The organism is Promicromonospora sp. NPDC052451 (genome assembly GCF_044547525.1).
Classification (GTDB): domain Bacteria; phylum Actinomycetota; class Actinomycetes; order Actinomycetales; family Cellulomonadaceae; genus Promicromonospora.
The window spans coordinates 97,814-116,154 of the sequence record NZ_JBIUAP010000013.1 but is presented as its reverse complement, the minus strand read 5'-3'; the positions used below and the strand labels follow the sequence as shown (position 1 = coordinate 116,154).

Here is an 18,341-nt window from a genome sequence, read left to right as displayed (position 1 = left end):
TTACGGCGTTGCAGGGCCTGCTGAACGAACGTCAGCACGGGCCGGACCGCGCCGGGCCGGCGAGACCTGCAGCAGGCCGGCCAGGTGCTCGGCCACGCCGTCGTCGTCGTGGTGGCCGACGACGACGTCCGCGCGCGCGAGCACCTCCGCGTGGGCGTTGGCGACGGCGATGCCACGGCCCGCCCAGGTGAGCATCGGCAGGTCGTTGGGCATGTCGCCGAAGGCCCACACGTCCGCGGCGTCGACGCCGAGCCGCGCGCACCAGCGCGCCAGCGCGGCGGCCTTGTCGACGCCGGGCGGCATGAGCTCGGCCAGTCCGACGGCGCCGGAGTACGCCAGGTGGGCGTACTCCCCCACCGCTGCCCGCACCGCCGTGAAGAACGACTCCTGCGCCAGGCGGATCTCCTCCGGCGGGTCCGCGAAGACGCCGGGCGGCGGGACGTAGGCGGGGTCGAGCGCCAGGATCTTGGCCACCGGGCCGCGAGCGCCCGTCGCCCCGAGCGTCTCCTCGACCGGGACCGCCCAGAGCTCAGGGTCCAGCGCGGGCTCGCGCTTCGGGTAGTGCGGGTCGAACGCGACGCCGTCGGGGCGTTCGACCGCAAGCGCGGCGTGCGGCAGCGCGGTCCGGATGCCGCCGACGACGGCGCGCACGGCGTCGTCGTCGAAACCGCAGGTGTCGAGGGTCTCGCCCGAGGCGAGGTCGAGGACGCACGCGCCGCCGATGCAGATGACGCGGCCGTGGCCGCCGACGGCGTCGGCGAGGTGGTTCAGCCAGCGGGGCGGGCGGGCGGTCACGAAGACGACCTCGACGCCGGCCGCGTCGAGGTCGGCGAGCACCTGCCGGGTACGGTCGGAGACCTTGCCGTCGCTGCGCAGGAGCGTGCCGTCCAGGTCGGTGGCGACCACCCGGGGCAGCCGGGCCGGGCTGACGTCCATGCTGACTCCCTGAGCTGCTCCCCGACCTGCTTCCTGGCGATGCACACCACACCCTATCCGGCGCGGCGCGCGGGTCCTCGCCGGCCGGGTACCCGGCCGGTTCGCCGGGTCAGGCGGCGGGGCGCGCGCCCGCGGCCGGCAGCACGACCCCGTCGATGGTCCAGAGCAGGAACTCCCGGTCGACGGGCCTGCCCAGCATGAGCACGCGGTAGGCGACCAGGGCCGGGCCGATCGTGCAGAGCCGCTCGACGTCGGCGTCCGCGGGGATCTCGCCGCGGTCGATGGCTCGCCGGAAGAAGGTCCGGTTGATGGACGCGCGGGGCTCGACGAGTGCCTGCTGCGCGGCGTCGGCGAGGTCGGGGCTGCGGGCGATCATCGAGGCGATGCCCGCCATCACCTTGAGCTTGCGCTCGCTGTCCCGGATGGTCGGCGGCTTGATCATGGCGACGAGGTCCCCGCGCAGCGTGCCGGTGTCCGGCAGCGACGCGTGGTCGAGGTCGCGGCCCTTCATGCACGCGACGGCGTCGAGGACCAGCTCGGACTTGGAGGACCACCGGCGGTAGAGGGTCGCCTTCCCGGCCTTGGCCCGCGTCGCGACCATGTCGATGGTCATGCCGTCGTAGCCCGTCTCCGCCAGGACGTCGAGCGCGGCCTCCAGGATCTCGGGATCGCGGGTGTGGTCCCTCTTGCGTCCGAGCCGCGGCTTCGCCTCGGCCTCGTCGACATGCGTCATCGCCGTCGTCCTCCTCTCTGCTCCCTCAGACCTTACCCGCGGGTTAATACTGAACCAACTGTATCCGGAACTCCTCAGTTCCGTATATGCTGTCACGCATGTCCCAGACTTCAGCACCCGCGACGGACAGCCGTCGCTGGATCACGCTCGTCGTGGTCGGGCTCGCCCAGCTCATGGTCGTGCTCGACGCGACGGTCGTGAACATCGCACTCCCCTCCGCCCAGGCCGACCTCGACTTCTCGGACGGCCAGCGGCAGTGGGTCATCACCGCGTACTCGCTCGCCTTCGCGAGCCTCCTGCTGCTGGGTGGCCGGCTCTCCGACCTCATCGGCCGCAAGCGCACCTTCGTCGTCGGCCTCGTCGGCTTCGCAGGTGCCTCCGCCCTGGGCGGTGCCGCCGCCTCGTTCGAGCTGCTCGTCGCCGCCCGCGCGCTCCAGGGCGTGTTCGGCGCCCTCCTGGCGCCCACCGCCCTCGCCGTCCTGACCACCACGTTCACCGTGCCGCGGGAGCGCGCGCGGGCCTTCGGGGTGTTCGGCGCCATCGCCGGGGCGGGCGGCGCCGTCGGCCTGCTCCTCGGTGGCGTGCTCACCGAGTCGCTCGACTGGCGCTGGAACCTCTACGTCAACGTGCCCATCGCGGCGGTCGCCCTGTTCGGGGCGCTCACGTTCATCCCGCGCATCGAGCGCACGGGCCCGCGACCCCAGCTGGACGTGCCCGGCACCGTGCTCGTGTCCGGTGCCCTCTTCGGCCTCGTGTACGGCTTCTCCAACGCCGAGACCGGCGGCTGGGACGCACCCCTGACCTGGGGCATGCTGGCGGCGTCCGCCGTGCTCCTGGCCGCGTTCGTCGCCTGGCAGACGCGAGCGACGCACCCCCTCCTGCCGCTGTCGATCGTGCTCGACCGCAACCGGGGCGCCGCCTACCTCTCGGTGCTCATCGCGGGGGCCGGGATGTTCGGCATCTTCCTCTTCGTGACCTACTACCTGCAGCTCACGCTCGGGTACTCACCCATCCAGACCGGCCTGGCCTTCCTGCCGATGATCGGGATGCTCGTGGTCGCGGCGCAGCTCGGCACCAACCTGCTCGTACCCCGGTTCGGCCCCAAGCTCCTGGTGCCGATCGGCATGACCCTCGGTGCGGCCGGGATGGTCGACCTCACCTTCCTGGACGCGTCGAGCACCTACGCCACGCACGTGCTGCCGGCCCTGATGATCATCGGCTTCGCGATGGGCACGATCATGCCCGCCTCGATGCAGACCGCCACGCTCGGCGTGGACCGGCAGTTCGCCGGCGTCGCGTCGGCCATGGTGAACACGAGCCAGCAGGTCGGCGGCTCGATCGGGACGGCGCTGCTGAACACCCTCGCCGCCACCGCCGCGGCCGACTACCTGGCGGCCCACGCACCCGTGACCGAGGCCGTCGGCGTCCAGGCAGCGATCACCAGCTACTCCACCGCGTACTGGTGGGGCGCCGGGTTCTTCGCCCTGGGCGCGGTGCTCTCGGCGCTGCTGTTCCGCCGCCGCGGCGAGGGGCTCTCCCTGGCCCACGCGGCACCGGTGGAGCCGGAGCGGGCGGCAGAGCCCGTCCCCGTCGCCTGAACAGCCGTAGACACCGGAACGGCAAGGAGCGGGGGCACCCGGCGACCCCAGAGCACGGGGAGCACTCCTCTGGCCGGACGAGCGAGGCTCCCGTGCGGATCCGTCCGATCCGTGCGGGAGCCTCGTGTGCCGTCGACGCCGACCAGGCGGGGTCGCGCTCTGGTGCGGTCCTACCGGTAGTTGACGAACTGGAGCGCGAAGTCCAGGTCCGAGCCCTTGAGCAGGGCCTGCACCTCCTGGAGCTGATCGCGCGACTTGCTGGTCACCCGGACCTCGTCCCCCGTGATCTGGGTCTTGACGCCCTTCGGACCCTCCTCGCGGATGATCTTGGTGACCTTCTTCGCGGACTCGCCCGCCAGGCCCTCCTTGAGGGTCGCCGCGAGGCGGTACTCCTTGCCCGAGGCCTTCGGCTCGCGGTCGCCGACCTCGAGGGCCTTGAGCGAGATGCCACGCTTGACCAGCTTGGTCTCGAAGACGTCGAGGGCCGCGAGCACGCGCTCAGAGGAGTTGGCGACGAGCACGATGCTCTCGCCGCTCCAGGCGATCGAGGCTCCGACGTTCTTGAAGTCGTACCGCTGCGAGATCTCCTTCGCCGCCTGGTTCAGCGCGTTGTCGACCTCCTGGCGGTCGACCTTGCTGACGATGTCGAACGACGAGTCGGCCATGGTGTGGTGCTCCTTCTGCGTGACACCCGGACGCCCCTGCACGTCCGGTCGGGATCTGCTCACCGTAGCCGCCCCCACGGACCGCGACGAACGCTTTGCGCGGGTGACGTCGGGGCGTCCGGGCGGCCGGTGCGGGGGCGGCGTCAGAGCATGCCGGGCGGCGTACCCCAGTCCGGGCCCGACGTCGGGCCGCCGATGCCGTAGCCGCCCGAGGGACCGCCCGCCATGGCCTCCAGCCGGCGGATGCGGTCCGGCATCGGCGGGTGGGTCGCGAACAGGCGGCCGATGCCGGCACCCCGGAACGGGTTGGCGATCATCAGGTGCGACACGTTGGTCAGGTCGCGGTCCTGGGGCAGCGGCGCACGCTGCGTGCCGGACTCCAGCTTGCGCAGCGCCGAGGCCAGGGCGAGGGGGTCGCCGGTGAGCCGCGCGCCGTCCTCGTCGGCGTCGTACTCCCGGGTCCGGGAGATGGCCATCTGGATGAGCATCGCCGCGATCGGGGCGAGGACCGCCATCGCGATGGCGGCGAGCGGGTTGCCGCCCTCGCGGCGGTCGCCGCCGCCGAAGAACAGCAGGAACTGTGCCAGCGCCGTGATCACGCCGGCCAGCGCGGAGGCGACCGACGACGTGAGGATGTCGCGGTTGTAGACGTGCATCAGCTCGTGGCCCAGCACGCCACGCAGCTCCCGCTCGTCCAGGAGCTGCAGGATGCCCTCCGTGCAGCAGACGGCGGCGTTCTGCGGGTTGCGCCCCGTGGCGAACGCGTTGGGCGCCTTCGTGGGCGAGATGTACAGCCGGGGCATCGGCTGGCGCGCCGCCGTCGACAGCTCGCGCACGATCCGGTGCATCTCCGGAGCCTGCAGCTCGGTGACCGGGTAGGCGTGCATCGCCCGGATCGCCAGCTTGTCGGAGTTCCAGTAGCCGTAGGCGGTGGTCACCAGCCCGACGAGCACAAAGATCCACAGGGTGCCGGACGTCCGCCCGAAGAGGGCCCAGAGCCCGAGGATCACGGCCCACATCCCACCGAACAGCGCGGCGGTCTTCAGCCCGTTGTAGTGCTTGTGCATCGCACTCCTTTCCACCCCCAGAACGCGCGGCCCGCCCGGTGGGTTCCCGCCGGGTGCACCACCCCTGACAGACGATAGTGCCCGGAGGACCTGGGTCCTCCGGGCACTTTCCCTGGGTGATGGCTGGGCGGCAGCCGTCAGCGGGTGCGGCTGATCGTCACCATCTCGTCGCGCGGGACGACCTTGATCCGCTCGCGGCCCTCGGCCTCGCCGAGCGCCCGCTCGTGCGCGTCCAGCAGCTCCCAGCCGGACCACTCGATGTATTCCACGCCCTTGGCGGCGAGGAACTCGGTGACGGCGTCCGGCGAGCCCTGCGGCGCGGTGCGGCCGCCGTCGAGGTCGCCGGGCGCCTCGCCGTCGGCCACGCCCGTGACGTCCTCGACGAGGTGCCGGATGGTCTCCGACGCGTCCGACTTGGTGTGGCCGATGAGGCCCACCGGGCCGCGCTTGATCCAGCCGGTCGCGTAGACGCCCGGGACCTGGTTGCCGTCGATGTCGACGACGCGGCCCTCGCGGTTGGTGATGACGCCCTTGACGTCGTCGTACGGGATCTCCGGCAGGGACGAGCCGAAGTAGCCCACGGCCCGGTAGACGGCCTGGACCGGCCAGTCGGTGAACTCGCCGGTGCCCTTGACGGTGCCGTCGCCCTGCAGCGCGGTGCGCTCGGTGCGGAACCCGACCACCTTGCCGTTCTCGCCGAGCACCTCGGCGGGAGCGTGCAGGAAGTGCAGGTGCAGGCGACGCGACGCCGTGTTCTGCGCCGGGTCCTTGAGCGTCCAGTCCACCAGGGTCTTGACGACCTGCTTGGTCTGGTTGGACGAGTTGATCGCCGCCTCGGAGCCCTCGTCGAAGTCGAAGTCCTCCGGGTACACGACGATGTCGACGTCCGGCACGTGGCCCAGCTCGCGCAGCTCCAGCGGCGAGAACTTGACCTGCGCCGGGCCGCGGCGCGCGAACACGTGCACGTCCGTGACCGGGGAGGCCTTCAGGATCTCGTGCACGTTGGCCGGGATCTCGGTGGGCAGCAGGTCGTCCGCGTGCTTGGCGAGGATGCGGGCGACGTCGAGGGCGACGTTGCCGGCGCCGATCACGGCCACCTGCTCGGCCTCCAGGGGCCAGGTGCGCGGCACGTCGGGGTGACCGTCGTACCAGGACACGAAGTCCGCGGCACCGTAGGAGCCGTCGAGGTCGATGCCGGGGATGTCCAGCTCGGCGTCCTTGATGGAACCGGTGGAGAAGATCACGGCGTCGTAGAACTGCCGCAGGTCCTCGAGCTTCACGTCCACGCCGTAGTCCACGTTGGCCAGCAGGCGGATGTCTCCGCGGCTCAGCACCTTGTGGAGCGCGACGATGATCTGCTTGATGCGCGGGTGGTCCGGGGCCACGCCGTACCGCACCAGACCGAACGGCGCGGGGAGCCGCTCGAACAGGTCGATGCTCACGTCGAGGTCGGTCTTGGACAGGATGTCGCTCGCGTAGATGCCGGCAGGGCCGGCGCCGACGACGGCGACGCGCAGGGGTCGGGTGGTGCTCACGAAGGGGCGCCTTCCGGTCGAGAGGTCAGGAGGGAAGCGAAGGCCGTCCACGATTCTACCGACCGGGTTAGGCGCACCTCACGGGCTCTCGCGGGCTGGACGTGCGGGGGTTGTGGAGAACAACCGGCGGAGACGCAGGAATGCCCTCCCCCGTCGTCGGGAGAGGGCATTCGCACGCCGCGGTGCGCGGCGCGGGTCTCAGATGCCCGAGGCCAGCTGCGAGTCCGCGTCCTGCAGCGTCGTGGCAGCCTGCTCCAGGAACGACGCCATGCCCTCGATACCCTCGATGGCCTGCTTCGCGCCCGTCGTGAACTCCTCGTACGACTGCTGGAACTTGCCCGAGGCCTGGTCCGTCTGGAAACCAGAGGCCACCAGGTTGTTCACCTGCGACGACAGGTTCGTCAGCTGGTCCATGATCGCGGTCTGCCCGTTACGCAGCTGACCAGCGGTGCCCCGAAGCTCCTCGTAGGTCACGTTCATGTTCGCCATGAAATTACCCCTTCTTCAGATCCCGGCCGGCCCCCACGGCCGATCCGACTACCCCGACAGTAACGGCACCCCACACACCGGTCGATGGGGACCCCTACCCATCAGCACCCATCAGCCCGGAGCGGGGACGAGGCCGGTGGAACACCGTGCCGGCCCGTACCGCGGGCCGGATCGCCGGCCCCGGGCGAAATTACCCCACGCCCGGCACGACCGCCACGAATATTGCTGCGGACACGGCGGCGAAACAGCGGCGGGGGCGGTTCCGGACCTGGTCCGGAACCGCCCCCGCACGCGCCGTGCGCGGCGCGGGTCTCAGATGCCCGAGGCCAGCTGCGAGTCCGCGTCCTGCAGCGTCGTGGCAGCCTGCTCCAGGAACGACGCCATGCCCTCGATACCCTCGATGGCCTGCTTCGCGCCCGTCGTGAACTCCTCGTACGACTGCTGGAACTTGCCCGAGGCCTGGTCCGTCTGGAAACCAGAGGCCACCAGGTTGTTCACCTGCGACGACAGGTTCGTCAGCTGGTCCATGATCGCGGTCTGCCCGTTACGCAGCTGACCAGCGGTGCCCCGAAGCTCCTCGTAGGTCACGTTCATGTTCGCCATGAAATTACCCCTTCTTCAGATCCCGGCCGGCCCCCACGGCCGATCCGACTACCCCGACAGTAACGGCACCCCACACACCGGTCGATGGGGACCCCTACCCATCAGCCCACGCCAGAGCCGTTCAGCCGTTGCGGAGCCGGCGTTCGCGCTGCTTCTTCAGCTCTTCCAGGCGCTCTGCGCGCCGGCCCGCGGACATCGCCGAGATGCCGGCACCGGCACCGGCCGCGGGCACGCGCGCGCGGAACGCGCGGACGCCCAGGGTCCACGACGCACCGAGGAGCAGCACCGTCAGCGCACCGAACACGACGTGCAGCACCTCGGGAACGCTCGGGGCGAGCGCACCGACGGCGGTCACCCAGGCTGCGCCGGCCGGCAGCATCGCGAGGATCATCCGCCCGTTCAGGCTCCATCCCGCGACGTAGAAGCGCATGACGCGGTCCGTGAACGGCGTGGGCCGCACGGGCTGGAGCGACAGCGCCACACCGCTCACCGTGGGCGGTCCGATCGTGCTGCCCCACGCCGCCCGGGCGGTGTACGACAGCTTCTCGCCCGCGTAGGACGGGGTGAGCGCCCGCAGCACGTAGGTGAACGAGAGCACGGCCAGCGGCCAGGAGGCGGTCAGCACGTACCAGCCGCCGGCCCCGACAGCGGCCACCAGGATCGGCAGCAGGATCCCGACGAACACGACGGCCTCGACCGGGTTCGAGAGCCTGTCCCCCACGCCCTCGACCAGACCGTCGGAGTCGACGAACGCCAGGTACGGGACCGAACCCACCAGGAGCGTGACCGCGAGCAGCCAGATCGCGGACCAGACCAGACCGATCAGCAGGTAGCCCAGCGGCCGCAGGGCCAGGCTCGCAGACCCGGGCCGCCGCCCGTCGTTCGTCGACCTCGTGCGGTCTCCGGCCACCGTCATCGCTTCTCCCCCTTGATCGCGTCGTCCGGCCGCCCACGCTAGCGTCCGGACCTTGTGCCGGACCACCGGTCCGGCGTTTCTGAAGTTCACCCGCTCGGCCCGGCAGACTAGGGTCCACCAGGTACGCACGACACACGCACGGCACGCCACCAACCGACAGGAGCGCAAGCGATGAGTGACAAGCGGAAGGCCGAGCAGGACGCCGAGCTGAACAGGGCCGCGCGGCCGTCGATGTACGCGTTGGGCGCTGCCGCCGTGATCTGCGTGCTCGGCGTGGTCCTGAACGTCGCGGCGACCGATCTCTTCGTCTCGCTCGGCGGCTGGGTGACCGTCATCGGGCTGATCCTGGTCATCTCCGTCTGGGCCGGGCTGTCCATGGTGCGGCGCACGAACAAGGCCGCCGGCCGGACGGGCGACCAGAGCTCCGACGACTGAGCCGACGACGGACGACGGGGCCGCCCCACCACCGAGGGTGGGGCGGCCCCGTCGTCCGTAGCCGTCATGCCGGACGGGTCACCACTTGCCCGCCACGTAGCCGTCGTGGCCGAACGTGTCGGTCAGGCCGGTCACCGCGGTGTTGATGTTGCCGGGCAGCCCGGTGATCTTGCCCCAGGACCCGCCGGCGCCGCTGGTCGCCAGCGAGTTGCCGCTGCTGAAACCGCCCCACCCGTCGCCGCCGCCGATGCTCGTGCCGAGCTTCGCGGCGTTGTTGCCGAGGGTCGCGGCCTGGTTGAAGACGGCGCCGACGGACGCGATGGACTGGGCGGCGCTGGTCACGCCGTCGATCCGCAGCCCGGACTGGCTCATGTGCTTCATCATGTCCACGACGTCGTCGTTGCCCAGCGCGAACCGCGCCCCGCCGTCCTTGTACGGCAGCGGGAACTTGGAGCCCTGCCACGACTTGAAGGCGTTCTTGTACAGGCCGTTCTTGAACATGCCCGCCACCGCCTTGTCACCGGCCGACCGCACGAACGGGGACTTGAGCACCTCGCCGACGCGCTGACCCTTCGTCATCGCGAACGTCTTGCGCGACGACTTCAGCAGCGCGGCACCGAACTTCGCCTTGGCGGCCGAGTTGCTCATCCGGCCCGCCGTCTGGACCACCGAGCGCGCCTTCGCGTACTTGGCGACCGAACCGATCGCCTTGCCGCCGAAGAGACCCATCACGCCCAGGCCGACGCCGAGCAGCATGGCGCCGAACCCGATCTCGCCGCGGGCGAACTTCACGATGTTCTCGATGATGGAGATGATCGAGCCGATCGCCGCGAGCACCATCAGGACCTGGCCGAGGATCGGCACCCAGGACAGGAAGATCGCCAGGATGCCCGCGATGTCGCAGATGATCTTGAAGACCTTGTAGACGCCCTTGACGACGTTCTTGAACTTGTCCCAGCCGCTGTCCTCGAGCCCGTTGACCTTGTCGCCGCTGACGACCTCCTCGATCTTCGAGATGGCCGTGCGCGCCGCCGTGTCCTTGTCGCCGTGCCCGCTGTTCCACTCCGACTCCGCCTGGGTGATCTGCCCCTGGAGATCACTCACGGCGTTGTTCGCGTTCGTCTGCGCGCGCTGGGCGTCGGCCTTGTCCGCGTCGCTCGCGTCCTTGGGCAGGTCGTCGACGCCGCTCTCGGCGCTCTGCGCGGTGGCCTGGGCGGTCTCGAGGTCCGCCCGGAGGGTCCGCAACCGCTGGGCGGCCGGGTCGGCCTCGTTCTTCGCGGCTCGCAGCGAGGCGCCGTAGCTGGTGAGCGCCTCACCGGTCTGGGAGTAGCGCTGACGCGCCTTCTCGATGTCCTCACGGACCTGGCCGGCGAGCGTACGCGTCTTGTCCATCGACTTCGCCGTGGTGTTCGTGTCGTCCACGATCTGCTGCAGCGTCGTCACCGACCGCGCGATCGCCTCGGCGAGCTCGGTGTACCTGCGGCCCTTCGCCTCGACGGTGCCGGGTTCACCGTCGAGCTCCTCCCACTGCCTGTCGCTCATCGCTGCTCTCCTACATCGTTACCGCGCCCTCGGCGCCCCTTGCCCAGCTCGGATGTCGATCTCAGTGCACGACCGTCCACGGCCGATCCGTCCACCACGACGGTAGAGCCACGCCCGCACCCCGTCGATGGGTACCGCTCCCCATCCGCCGGGCGGTGCCACCGACAAGGCCCGCGCGGCCCGCCGGCGGCGTCAGGCCGTCGCTGGCGCGGTCACCACCGGGGCCACCGCGTCTGCCGCGTCCGCCGGGGCGTCGCGGTCGTCCAGGAACATGATCGAGTCGACGATCTCGTCGAAGAGCATGGCGAACGGCTCGGCCGACGGGATGTCGGGAACGTTGACCCGGACGAAGAGCATCTTCGACGAGTCGGCCGGGTGGGGCATGTGGTACTCGAGGCGCATCGTGAGCACCTCCACCGCCTCCTCCCCCTCGCCGGCCTGGCCCTGCGTCATCTCGGAGATACGAGCGGCCGGCAGGCCGTTGCTCTGCACCGCGACCTCGCCCTCGGGGTAGGCCAGCTTCAGCGCCCCCGCGAAGTCGCCGTCGGCCACCAGCTGGCGGGTGGCCGGAGGCCACTCGTCGTCGGCCATCAGCAGGGCCGCGGGGAACGGCACGCCGGGCGCGAGCTCGAGCGACATCAGGTAGGTGTGCACGCCGATCGACGCCGCGTCCCGCGCGGTGCCGAACATCTCCTCCACCGCCTGACGCCGCATGCGCGCGAGCCGGTCGGCCGGCCCGACCTGCTCACGGACCAGGCGCTTGATGAAGGCGCCGGCCTTCTCGGGGCTGTCGAGCGGGATGTTGACCCAGGTACCGGGCACGATGACCCGGACCTCGCGGCCGAGGACCTTCACGTCGTGGTTCGCGTCCTGCGTCATGCTGCCTCCAGTTCCACGGCGAGTCCCGCGAGCAGGTCGATCATCTCCTGCGGCATGTCGTCGAACGTCCCGACGCTGCGGGCGATCGCGGTCACCTCGACCATGTCCGCGCACCCGGCGGGGAAGACGCCGAGGATCACGCGTTCCTCCAGGACCGCGGTGCCCTCCATCCCGAGGTCGCCGAAGTGGCTGATCATCGAGTGCAGACCCGTGACCTGTCCGGCGTCGGACGTGCCGTCGATGCGGCCCGCGAACGCGAAGTCGTGCTCCTCGGAGTTCTCGACGATGGCCTGGAGCTGCGCGGCGAAGGCGTCGAGCGCGAGGTCCTCCGTGGCCCCCACGGTCACCATCGCGTCGACGGCACCGATCTCGGGGTGCCGCACGAGCACCGCGGTCTGCAGGCCGCCGATCCGGGTGTCCACGACGGCCTTCGCCACGTCGGCGAGCTGCTCGGCGAGGATGTCCGTGACGTCCTCGACCATCGCGTCGGGGCGCTCCGGCACCGGGGCCCCGCTGACCAGGGCCGCGGCGGTGGACCGTGCCCAGTCCTCGATCTGGTCCGGTATCTCTGTCGGGACGACGTGCCACGACTCCGGGAGGCGCAGCTCGAAGCCTGCGATGCGGTTGCTCACCATCCCGCCACCGTACCCGGCAGGCCCGTGATCTTCCCCCAGTCGCCGCCGGCCGCGCCGGTGGCCAGGGAGTTGCCCTCGCCGAAGGTGCCCCACCCGTCGCCGCCGCTGATGGCGGTGCCGAGCTTGCCGGCCCCGACCGCCAGGCTGGTGGTCTGGTGGAAGACCGCGCCGACGGTCGCGATGGACTGCGCCGTGCTCGTCACGTTGTCGATCCGCAGACCGGACTGTGCGAAGTGGCTCATCATGTCCACGACGTCGTCGTTGCCGACCGCGAACCGCGCGCCGCCGTCCTTGAACGGGAGCGGGAAGTGCGAGCCCCGCCAGGACGTGAAGGCGTTCTTGTAGAGACCGTTCTTGAACATGCCCGCCACGGCCTTGTCGCCGGCGGACCGCACGAACGGGGACTTGAGCACCTCGCCGACGCGCTGCCCCTTGGTCATGGCGAGCGTCTTGCGCGAGGACTTCAGCAGCGCCGTGCCGAACTTCGCCTTGGCGGCGGAGTTGCTCATGCGGCCCGCGGTCTGGACCACCGAGCGCGCCTTCGCGTACTTCGCCAGCGAGCCGATCGCCTTGCCGCCGAAGAGGCCCATCACGCCCAGGCCGATCCCGAGGACCGCACCCCAGCTGAAGCCCTCGCGGGCGATCTTCACGATGTTCTCGACGATCGCGATGATCGACCCGATCGCGGCGAGCACCAGGAGCACCTGGCCGAGGATCGGCACCCAGGACAGGAAGATCGCCAGGATGCCGGCGACGTCGCAGATGATCTTGATGACCTTGAGCGCACCCGCGGCCCAGTCCTTGAACTTGTCCCAGCGACTGTCCTCGAGCCCGTTGACCTTGTCGCCGCTGACGACCTCCTCGATCTTCGAGATCGCGGAACGCGCCGCCGTGTCCTTGTCGCCGTGCCCGCTGTTCCACTCGGCCTCGGCGTTCGTGATCTCGCGCTGCAGGTCGGCCACCGCGGTGTTCGCGTTCGTCTGCGCCCGCTGCGCGTCGGCCTTGTCCGCGTCGCTCGCGTCGTCCGGCAGGTCGTCCACGCCGCTCTCGGCGTTCCGCGCGGTGGCCTGCGCGGTCTCGAGGTCGGCGCGCAGCGTCCGCAGCCGGGCCGCGGCCGGGTCGGCCTCGTTCTTCGCCGCGCGCAGCGACGCCCCGTAGGCGCTCAGCGCCTCACCGGTGTACGAGTACCGCTGACGCGCCTTCTCGATGTCCTCGCGCACGTCGCCCGCGAGCTTGCGCGTCTTGTCCATCGACTTGGCCGTCGTGTTCGTGTCGTCGACGATCTGCTGCAGGGTCGTCACCGACCGCGCGATCGCCTCCGCCAGCTCCGTGTACTTACGGCCCTTGGCCTCGACGGTGCCGGGTTCACCGTCGAGCTCCTCCCACTGCCTGTCGCTCATCGCCGCTCCCCCTACTTCTTCGACGCGGCGTCTTCGAGCGCCTTGCCGAGCCCGGCGTCGATCTCCTTGAAGGTGTCCACGATCTGCGTGATGATGTCGGACAGCTTCTTGACGTTCTCGAGCATCTCGCCGCGCTTGATCTCCCACTTGTCGGCGAAGTCGTTCACACGGTCACGCAGCTCGTCGTGGCCGGTGGCGTCGGCCGCCGCCTGGGCGTTGCCGTCGGCGTTCTCCAGCTCGCTCGTGATGGCCTTCAGGTCATCCTTGAGCGCCGTCAGCTGCTCCATGTCGATCGACAGATCGTAGCCAGCCATCGTTCACCCCCTGCTTCCTCGGTCGGGTCTCGTATCTGGGCAGAACCGTATCGGCCACGCTCGCGGGGCGGCCATGGGGAGCACTCCCCATGACCGCCCCGCGAGCGCAGGTCAGCCGTCCGACCCGAGCACCAGCGGCACCTGCACGCGCACGCTCTTGCCCCGTGCCACCCAGGCGCCGCGCCCCACGGGGAACTCGCCCTTGGCGGCGCGGGGCAGCGACGTCTTGAGGATCGTGTCGCCGTCCAGGTTCTCCGGCTGCAGCAGCAGACCCCGGCGGCCGCTCTTGACCTCCGACAGCAGCGGCCACGTGGCACCCCACGAGCCCGTCTCGGCCTCGGCCACGAGCAGGTGGTCCGACTTCTTCATGGCCTTGGTGAGGTCCTGGATCGCCTTGTCCGCCGGCGTCTGGAGGTAGTCGTTGAGCCCCTCGATGACGACGACGATGCCCGGCGTGGTGTCCTCGTCCTGGACCGCCGCCAGGAGCTCCTTGGCCATCTCGGCCACCTTGTCCACGCCCATCGCGACGTCGGCCCAGGCGACCTCGCCCGCGATCGGCGACCGCTGCTGCGCGAACAGGTACAGCCGCGCCCCGGGGTTGGCCCGCTGGACCGACCGCGCGATGTGCACCAGGGCGTTCGAGCGCCCCGACCCCGGAGGGCCGGCCACGACGAGGGTGCCCGTCGGCTCGAAGCCCAGCGGCTCCAGGGCGATGTTGTCCAGGCCGAGCACCGGCTGCCCGTCGATCGCGGGCGGCAGGACCGCCGCGGAGTACTCCGTGGGGAGCACCTTGACCGCGGGTGCGGGCCGCACGCCGGCGCGCCGCATCGACTCGGCGAGCCGGTCGGTGGCGAGCGCCTGCTCCTGCACCGACTTGGTGCCGCCCACCACGGCGACCTGCACCTCGAGCGAGTCGACGACGGCGCGGCCGCTCGGCGACGTCGGCGTCACGATGTCGCGCGGCGCGTTGAACGCGAGGTACCCGTCGTCGGTCATGCGCAGCAGGATGTTGCGCTGCACCAGCGACCGCACGTACGTGGGCACGGCGCCGGACCGGTCCGCGGTGAACACCACGTGGATGCCCAGACCGCGGCCGTCGTTGAGGATGTCGCGGAACGCCTCGAACCACTCGGCGCGGCCGGCGCCCACCTCGTACTCGTCGCGGAAGTTCGAGAACCCGTCCACGAGCAGCAGGATGCGCGGCACGTCCTGGCGGCCGGTGACGTGCCGGTACTCGGTGACGCTCGCGGCGTTCACCGCCGCGAACGCCTCGCCACGGCGCAGCAGCTCGTCACGCAGCATGCGCATCAGGCCGACCACGCGCTCGGTGTCGTCGCCCTTCGCGATGGTGCCCACGTGCGGCAGCGACTCCAGCATCCGCAGCGCGCCGGCCGCGAAGTCGAGGCCGTAGACGTGCACGGGGCCGCCGCGGGGCGTGATGCCCGCGACCGCGGCGAGCGTGCGCAGCGTGGTCGACTTGCCGGAACCACCGGTGCCGTAGACGCCGAGGTGGCCGTCCTGGTCGGGGTTGAAGTACATCGGCGCCTGGGCCTGCTGCTCCGGCATGTCGGCCACGCCGATGAGCAGCTCGGTGTCGGTGCGCTGGTAGAGCCGCGTGAGGTCGTAGACGTCGGCGAGCGAGTCCAGCCACGGGCGGCGCGGGATCGGCAGGCGTCCCCGCTCGAAGGCCTCCTGCACCCGGGCGACCAGGCGCTGCTGGTCGTTGGGGCCGAGGTCCTTCTCCTCCACGGCACCGTCCGACTCGACGACCGGCTCCTCCCACTTCTCCTCGCGGCCGAAGTGCAGGCGCGCGACCTCCACCTTGGCGCGCTCGGGGGCGCGGGTGCTCCAGGCACCGGCGTAGCCGGACTGGAACGCCTGCACGCGGCCGGGACCGGTCTTGACGAGACCACGGCCGGGGATCGAGGGGTCCACGAAGGCGGCGTCCTTCACGTCGACGACGTCGGAGGAGTCCGACTCGTCGGCCATGCGCAGGGCCACGCGCATGTTGGTGTTGGCACGCAGGTTGTCCTTGATGACACCTGCCGGGCGCTGCGTGGCCATGATCAGGTGGATACCGAGCGAGCGGCCACGCTGGGCGACGTCGACCACGCCGTCCACGAACTCGGGCACGTCACCCACCAGGGCGGCGAACTCGTCGATCACGATGACGAGGGCCGGCGGGGTCTCCGGGTCGCCCCGCTTCTCCAGCTCCAGCAGGTCCTTGGCCTTCTTGCGGTTGAACAGGTGCTCGCGGTAGTGCAGCTCGGCCCGGAGGCTCGTGATGGCGCGGAGCACCAGGTGCGGCGACAGGTCGGTCACGAGGCCCACGCAGTGCGGCAGGTTGACGCAGTCCGCGAACGCCGAACCACCCTTGTAGTCCACGAACAGGAACGTCACGCGGTCCGGGCTGTACTCGGCGGCCATGGCGAGCACCCAGGCCTGGAGGAACTCCGACTTACCGGCACCCGTGGTGCCACCGACCAGGGCGTGCGGACCCTGCGTACGCAGGTCGAGGTGCTGCGCGTCCACACCGGCCGACCCGACGATGGCGCGCAGCGAGCCGGGTCGCTTGCGCTTGGCCCCGTGCCCGGTGCGGTCGTAGACGGACAGGTTCTGGCGCCAGCGCTCCATGACGGCGTCGGCGCTCTCGAACAGGTCGTGGCCCAGCAGGGCGGGCATCGTGATCGAGCGCGGCAGGTCGGAGGCGTCCTCGACGATGGCTCCGGCGTCGAACACCGGGGCCAGGCGGCGGCCGTACTCCAGCGCCGTCTTGCCGTCCACCTCCTCCAGCACGATGTCGTCGACCCACCGGCCCAGCCGCACCATGCCGACGCGCGGGCCCTCCTGGGTCACCTCGACGAACGTGCGGCAGGCCGCGGGCAGTGCGGCTGCCTCGGCGGAGATCCACAGCGGGTAGACGCCGGCGTCGGCCCCCATCTCGGCGAGCTGGATGAGCCGGGCGCGGTCCACGTCGATGTCGTCCGAGATGACCACGACCACCGCGGGGACCGGGGACTTCGTACCGGTGTCGGTCTTGTTCTTGCTGCCCACGTCGCCGCCGCGCTCGAGCGCCGCGTTGTCCTCGGCGATGGCACCGCGGCGGCCGCCGCCGCGCGCCGCCTTCAGCCGGGTGGAGATGAGCTCCTCGAGCTGCGCGAGCAGGCGCTGTGCACCGGAGGCGGAGTCGGCGAGGTGGTGGCCCTCGATGGGGCTGTGCGCCGACGACGTGTGCGGGATCCAGGTGAGCCACTGCAGGTGCTGCGTCCACACCGGGCTGACGATGCTGGTCACGACGAGCTCGGAGGGCGAGTGCAGACCGGTGAGCTGCAGCAGCACGGCGTTGAGCGAGCCGACCACGCGCGCGGGCGGTCCCGCGAAGCCGAGCGCACCGGCGTCGTAGAGGTTCTCGACGACGGGCACGCCGTCGACGTCCTCGTACTGCTCGACGAGGTTGTCGAGCACCTCCTGGTACTCCTTCATGAGCTGGCCCTTGCCGCCCGTCTTCACGGTGTTGCGCGACGGCATGGTGCCCAGACCGAACCGGACGTTGAGGAAGCTCCAGTGCTCGGGGCGGCGCGTCCACAGCAGCGGGCCGTGCCGCATGGCCTCGACGTACACGTGCTGCGTCGCGGGAGCCTCGCGGAGGCGGACGCTGCGCTCGGTCTCCTTCTCCTCCTTGAGGACCGTGCGCAGCGAGTCGAGCTTCTCGTCGAACCGCTCGACGTCGCGCTCCAGGCGCTTGCGCTTCTGCCGCTTCTGCGTGACGTGGTTGCCGATCATCATCAGCGGCGCCATGAGCACGAACAGGAGGGACATGGGCCGCTGGGTGGCGACGAACATGGCACCACCCATGAGGACGGGTGCGAGCAGCGCGAGGAACGGGAACTCGGTGGGATCCGTCTCCTTGGGCGCCTCCGGCGACTCGAACTCCTCGCCCTGGTACCGCGCCTCGACGCGCGGCGACCGGGTGAACGAGACCGGTCCGGCCTTGGGCGTCACGCCCGTGATCGTGGCCGGGCGGCGGCTCTCGATGGTCACCGCCGTGTCACCCAGGACCACCCGCTGCGAGCCCTCGATCTTCAGGCGCTGCACGTGCACGCCGTCGACCAGGATGCCGTTGGCCGAGCCGAGGTCCACGACCTCGATGCCGTCGGACACGTCGAGGCGCAGGTGCTGCTTCGACACCATCGGGTCGTCGACGACGACGTCGCACTCCTGCGAACGGCCGAGCACCCACGAGCCCTCCGTGAGCTCGACGGTGCCGCCGCCCTCGATGCGGACGGCCGCGCGGACGGCGTCCGAGCCCGGGTAGTCGAAGCCGGGCATCGCCTGCTCCACGGACGCGACGAACGCGCCCGAGCCGATCCACGCCTCACCGAGCGCGGCGTCCGCCGGCAGCCGGACGGGCCGGTCCTGACCCGGGAGCTGGGCCTCCAGCGTGCGGGGCCGGCCCGCGGCGCCGGGCGCCGACGGGTCCACCCGGGCGATCGTGTCGGCGATCTCACCGATCCGAGCACCGGCGTCCGCGGTCACCACGACGTCGTCGTGGCTACCGTCCGAACGTACGAGCGTCACCTTGACGCGCATGAAT

General features: G+C 70.9%; 16 protein-coding genes. 2 read left to right on the top strand and 14 right to left on the bottom strand.

Features of this window, described 5'->3' with window-relative positions:
* Positions 1-936, bottom strand: a complete 936-nt coding sequence (locus tag ACIG47_RS20975; protein ID WP_397433023.1) for an HAD family hydrolase — start codon at positions 934-936, stop codon at positions 1-3.
* A gap of 109 nt (positions 937-1,045) precedes the next feature.
* Entirely contained in the window at positions 1,046-1,669 is a 624-nt protein-coding gene (locus ACIG47_RS20970; RefSeq protein ID WP_397418900.1) for a TetR/AcrR family transcriptional regulator, read from the bottom strand.
* 98 nt (positions 1,670-1,767) lie between these two features.
* On the opposite strand from ACIG47_RS20970, the gene ACIG47_RS20965 reads away from it, so the two are divergent.
* The gene (locus tag ACIG47_RS20965) at positions 1,768-3,267 is read left to right on the top strand and encodes an MFS transporter (RefSeq protein ID WP_397418898.1); all 1,500 of its coding nucleotides are present in this window, start codon (positions 1,768-1,770) and stop codon (positions 3,265-3,267) included.
* Between the two features lie 170 nt (positions 3,268-3,437).
* Here ACIG47_RS20965 and ACIG47_RS20960 read toward each other — a convergent pair whose 3' ends face one another.
* From ACIG47_RS20960 to ACIG47_RS20935, 6 genes are all read right to left on the bottom strand, one after another.
* Positions 3,438-3,932, bottom strand: a complete 495-nt coding sequence (locus ACIG47_RS20960) for a YajQ family cyclic di-GMP-binding protein (RefSeq protein WP_397433055.1) — start codon at positions 3,930-3,932, stop codon at positions 3,438-3,440.
* A gap of 143 nt (positions 3,933-4,075) precedes the next feature.
* Entirely contained in the window at positions 4,076-4,999 is a 924-nt protein-coding gene (htpX, locus tag ACIG47_RS20955; protein WP_397418896.1) for a zinc metalloprotease HtpX, read from the bottom strand.
* 137 nt (positions 5,000-5,136) lie between these two features.
* Positions 5,137-6,534 (bottom strand): FAD-dependent oxidoreductase, encoded by a 1,398-nt coding sequence (locus tag ACIG47_RS20950; protein ID WP_397433022.1) that lies wholly within the window; start codon positions 6,532-6,534, stop codon positions 5,137-5,139.
* A 198-nt stretch (positions 6,535-6,732) separates the two neighbouring features.
* Positions 6,733-7,023, bottom strand: a complete 291-nt coding sequence (locus ACIG47_RS20945; protein WP_397418892.1) for a WXG100 family type VII secretion target — start codon at positions 7,021-7,023, stop codon at positions 6,733-6,735.
* Between the two features lie 312 nt (positions 7,024-7,335).
* Positions 7,336-7,626 (bottom strand): WXG100 family type VII secretion target, encoded by a 291-nt coding sequence (locus ACIG47_RS20940; protein WP_397418892.1) that lies wholly within the window; start codon positions 7,624-7,626, stop codon positions 7,336-7,338.
* Positions 7,627-7,747: 121 nt separating this feature from the next.
* The gene (locus ACIG47_RS20935; RefSeq protein ID WP_397433021.1) at positions 7,748-8,542 is read right to left on the bottom strand and encodes a hypothetical protein; all 795 of its coding nucleotides are present in this window, start codon (positions 8,540-8,542) and stop codon (positions 7,748-7,750) included.
* A gap of 171 nt (positions 8,543-8,713) precedes the next feature.
* Here ACIG47_RS20935 and ACIG47_RS20930 point away from each other — a divergent pair, with 171 nt between their 5' ends.
* Positions 8,714-8,977 (top strand): hypothetical protein, encoded by a 264-nt coding sequence (locus ACIG47_RS20930; RefSeq protein ID WP_397418888.1) that lies wholly within the window; start codon positions 8,714-8,716, stop codon positions 8,975-8,977.
* Between the two features lie 78 nt (positions 8,978-9,055).
* Here ACIG47_RS20930 and ACIG47_RS20925 read toward each other — a convergent pair whose 3' ends face one another.
* The 6 genes from ACIG47_RS20925 to ACIG47_RS20900 all read right to left on the bottom strand — a co-directional run bounded on the left by ACIG47_RS20925 (position 9,056) and on the right by ACIG47_RS20900 (position 18,337).
* Positions 9,056-10,519: a hypothetical protein gene (locus ACIG47_RS20925; RefSeq protein WP_397433020.1), complete on the bottom strand. Its 1,464-nt coding sequence runs from the start codon at positions 10,517-10,519 to the stop codon at positions 9,056-9,058.
* A 192-nt stretch (positions 10,520-10,711) separates the two neighbouring features.
* Positions 10,712-11,398, bottom strand: coding sequence for a hypothetical protein (locus ACIG47_RS20920; protein ID WP_397433019.1), 687 nt, complete (start codon positions 11,396-11,398; stop codon positions 10,712-10,714).
* Positions 11,395-12,033, bottom strand: a complete 639-nt coding sequence (locus ACIG47_RS20915; RefSeq protein WP_397418882.1) for a hypothetical protein — start codon at positions 12,031-12,033, stop codon at positions 11,395-11,397. Before ACIG47_RS20915 ends, ACIG47_RS20920 begins: the two co-directional genes overlap by 4 nt.
* Positions 12,027-13,433 carry a hypothetical protein gene (locus ACIG47_RS20910; RefSeq protein ID WP_397418880.1) on the bottom strand — a complete coding sequence of 469 codons (1,407 nt, stop codon included), beginning with the start codon at positions 13,431-13,433 and terminating at the stop codon, positions 12,027-12,029. The genes ACIG47_RS20915 and ACIG47_RS20910 overlap by 7 nt, the downstream gene beginning before the upstream one ends.
* An 11-nt stretch (positions 13,434-13,444) precedes the next feature.
* On the bottom strand, positions 13,445-13,747 hold the full coding sequence (locus ACIG47_RS20905; RefSeq protein ID WP_119140008.1) for a hypothetical protein: 303 nt from the start codon (positions 13,745-13,747) through the stop codon (positions 13,445-13,447).
* 111 nt (positions 13,748-13,858) lie between these two features.
* On the bottom strand, positions 13,859-18,337 hold the full coding sequence (locus tag ACIG47_RS20900; RefSeq protein ID WP_397433018.1) for an FtsK/SpoIIIE domain-containing protein: 4,479 nt from the start codon (positions 18,335-18,337) through the stop codon (positions 13,859-13,861).
* Positions 18,338-18,341: the final 4 nt, after the last annotated feature.

Excerpts from the sequence above, each read along its gene's own strand:
- ACIG47_RS20975 (WP_397433023.1), bottom strand. The coding sequence starts at position 936 with ATGGACGTCAGCCCGGCCCGGCTGCCCCGGGTGGTCGCCACCGACCTG.
- ACIG47_RS20970 (WP_397418900.1), bottom strand. The coding sequence starts at position 1,669 with ATGACGCATGTCGACGAGGCCGAGGCGAAGCCGCGGCTCGGACGCAAG.
- ACIG47_RS20965 (WP_397418898.1), top strand. The coding sequence starts at position 1,768 with ATGTCCCAGACTTCAGCACCCGCGACGGACAGCCGTCGCTGGATCACG.
- ACIG47_RS20960 (WP_397433055.1), bottom strand. The coding sequence starts at position 3,932 with ATGGCCGACTCGTCGTTCGACATCGTCAGCAAGGTCGACCGCCAGGAG.
- htpX (WP_397418896.1), bottom strand. The coding sequence starts at position 4,999 with ATGCACAAGCACTACAACGGGCTGAAGACCGCCGCGCTGTTCGGTGGG.
- ACIG47_RS20945 (WP_397418892.1), bottom strand. The coding sequence starts at position 7,023 with ATGGCGAACATGAACGTGACCTACGAGGAGCTTCGGGGCACCGCTGGT.
- ACIG47_RS20940 (WP_397418892.1), bottom strand. The coding sequence starts at position 7,626 with ATGGCGAACATGAACGTGACCTACGAGGAGCTTCGGGGCACCGCTGGT.
- ACIG47_RS20935 (WP_397433021.1), bottom strand. The coding sequence starts at position 8,542 with ATGACGGTGGCCGGAGACCGCACGAGGTCGACGAACGACGGGCGGCGG.
- ACIG47_RS20930 (WP_397418888.1), top strand. The coding sequence starts at position 8,714 with ATGAGTGACAAGCGGAAGGCCGAGCAGGACGCCGAGCTGAACAGGGCC.
- ACIG47_RS20925 (WP_397433020.1), bottom strand. The coding sequence starts at position 10,519 with ATGAGCGACAGGCAGTGGGAGGAGCTCGACGGTGAACCCGGCACCGTC.
- ACIG47_RS20920 (WP_397433019.1), bottom strand. The coding sequence starts at position 11,398 with ATGACGCAGGACGCGAACCACGACGTGAAGGTCCTCGGCCGCGAGGTC.
- ACIG47_RS20915 (WP_397418882.1), bottom strand. The coding sequence starts at position 12,033 with ATGGTGAGCAACCGCATCGCAGGCTTCGAGCTGCGCCTCCCGGAGTCG.
- ACIG47_RS20910 (WP_397418880.1), bottom strand. The coding sequence starts at position 13,433 with ATGAGCGACAGGCAGTGGGAGGAGCTCGACGGTGAACCCGGCACCGTC.
- ACIG47_RS20905 (WP_119140008.1), bottom strand. The coding sequence starts at position 13,747 with ATGGCTGGCTACGATCTGTCGATCGACATGGAGCAGCTGACGGCGCTC.
- ACIG47_RS20900 (WP_397433018.1), bottom strand. The coding sequence starts at position 18,337 with ATGCGCGTCAAGGTGACGCTCGTACGTTCGGACGGTAGCCACGACGAC.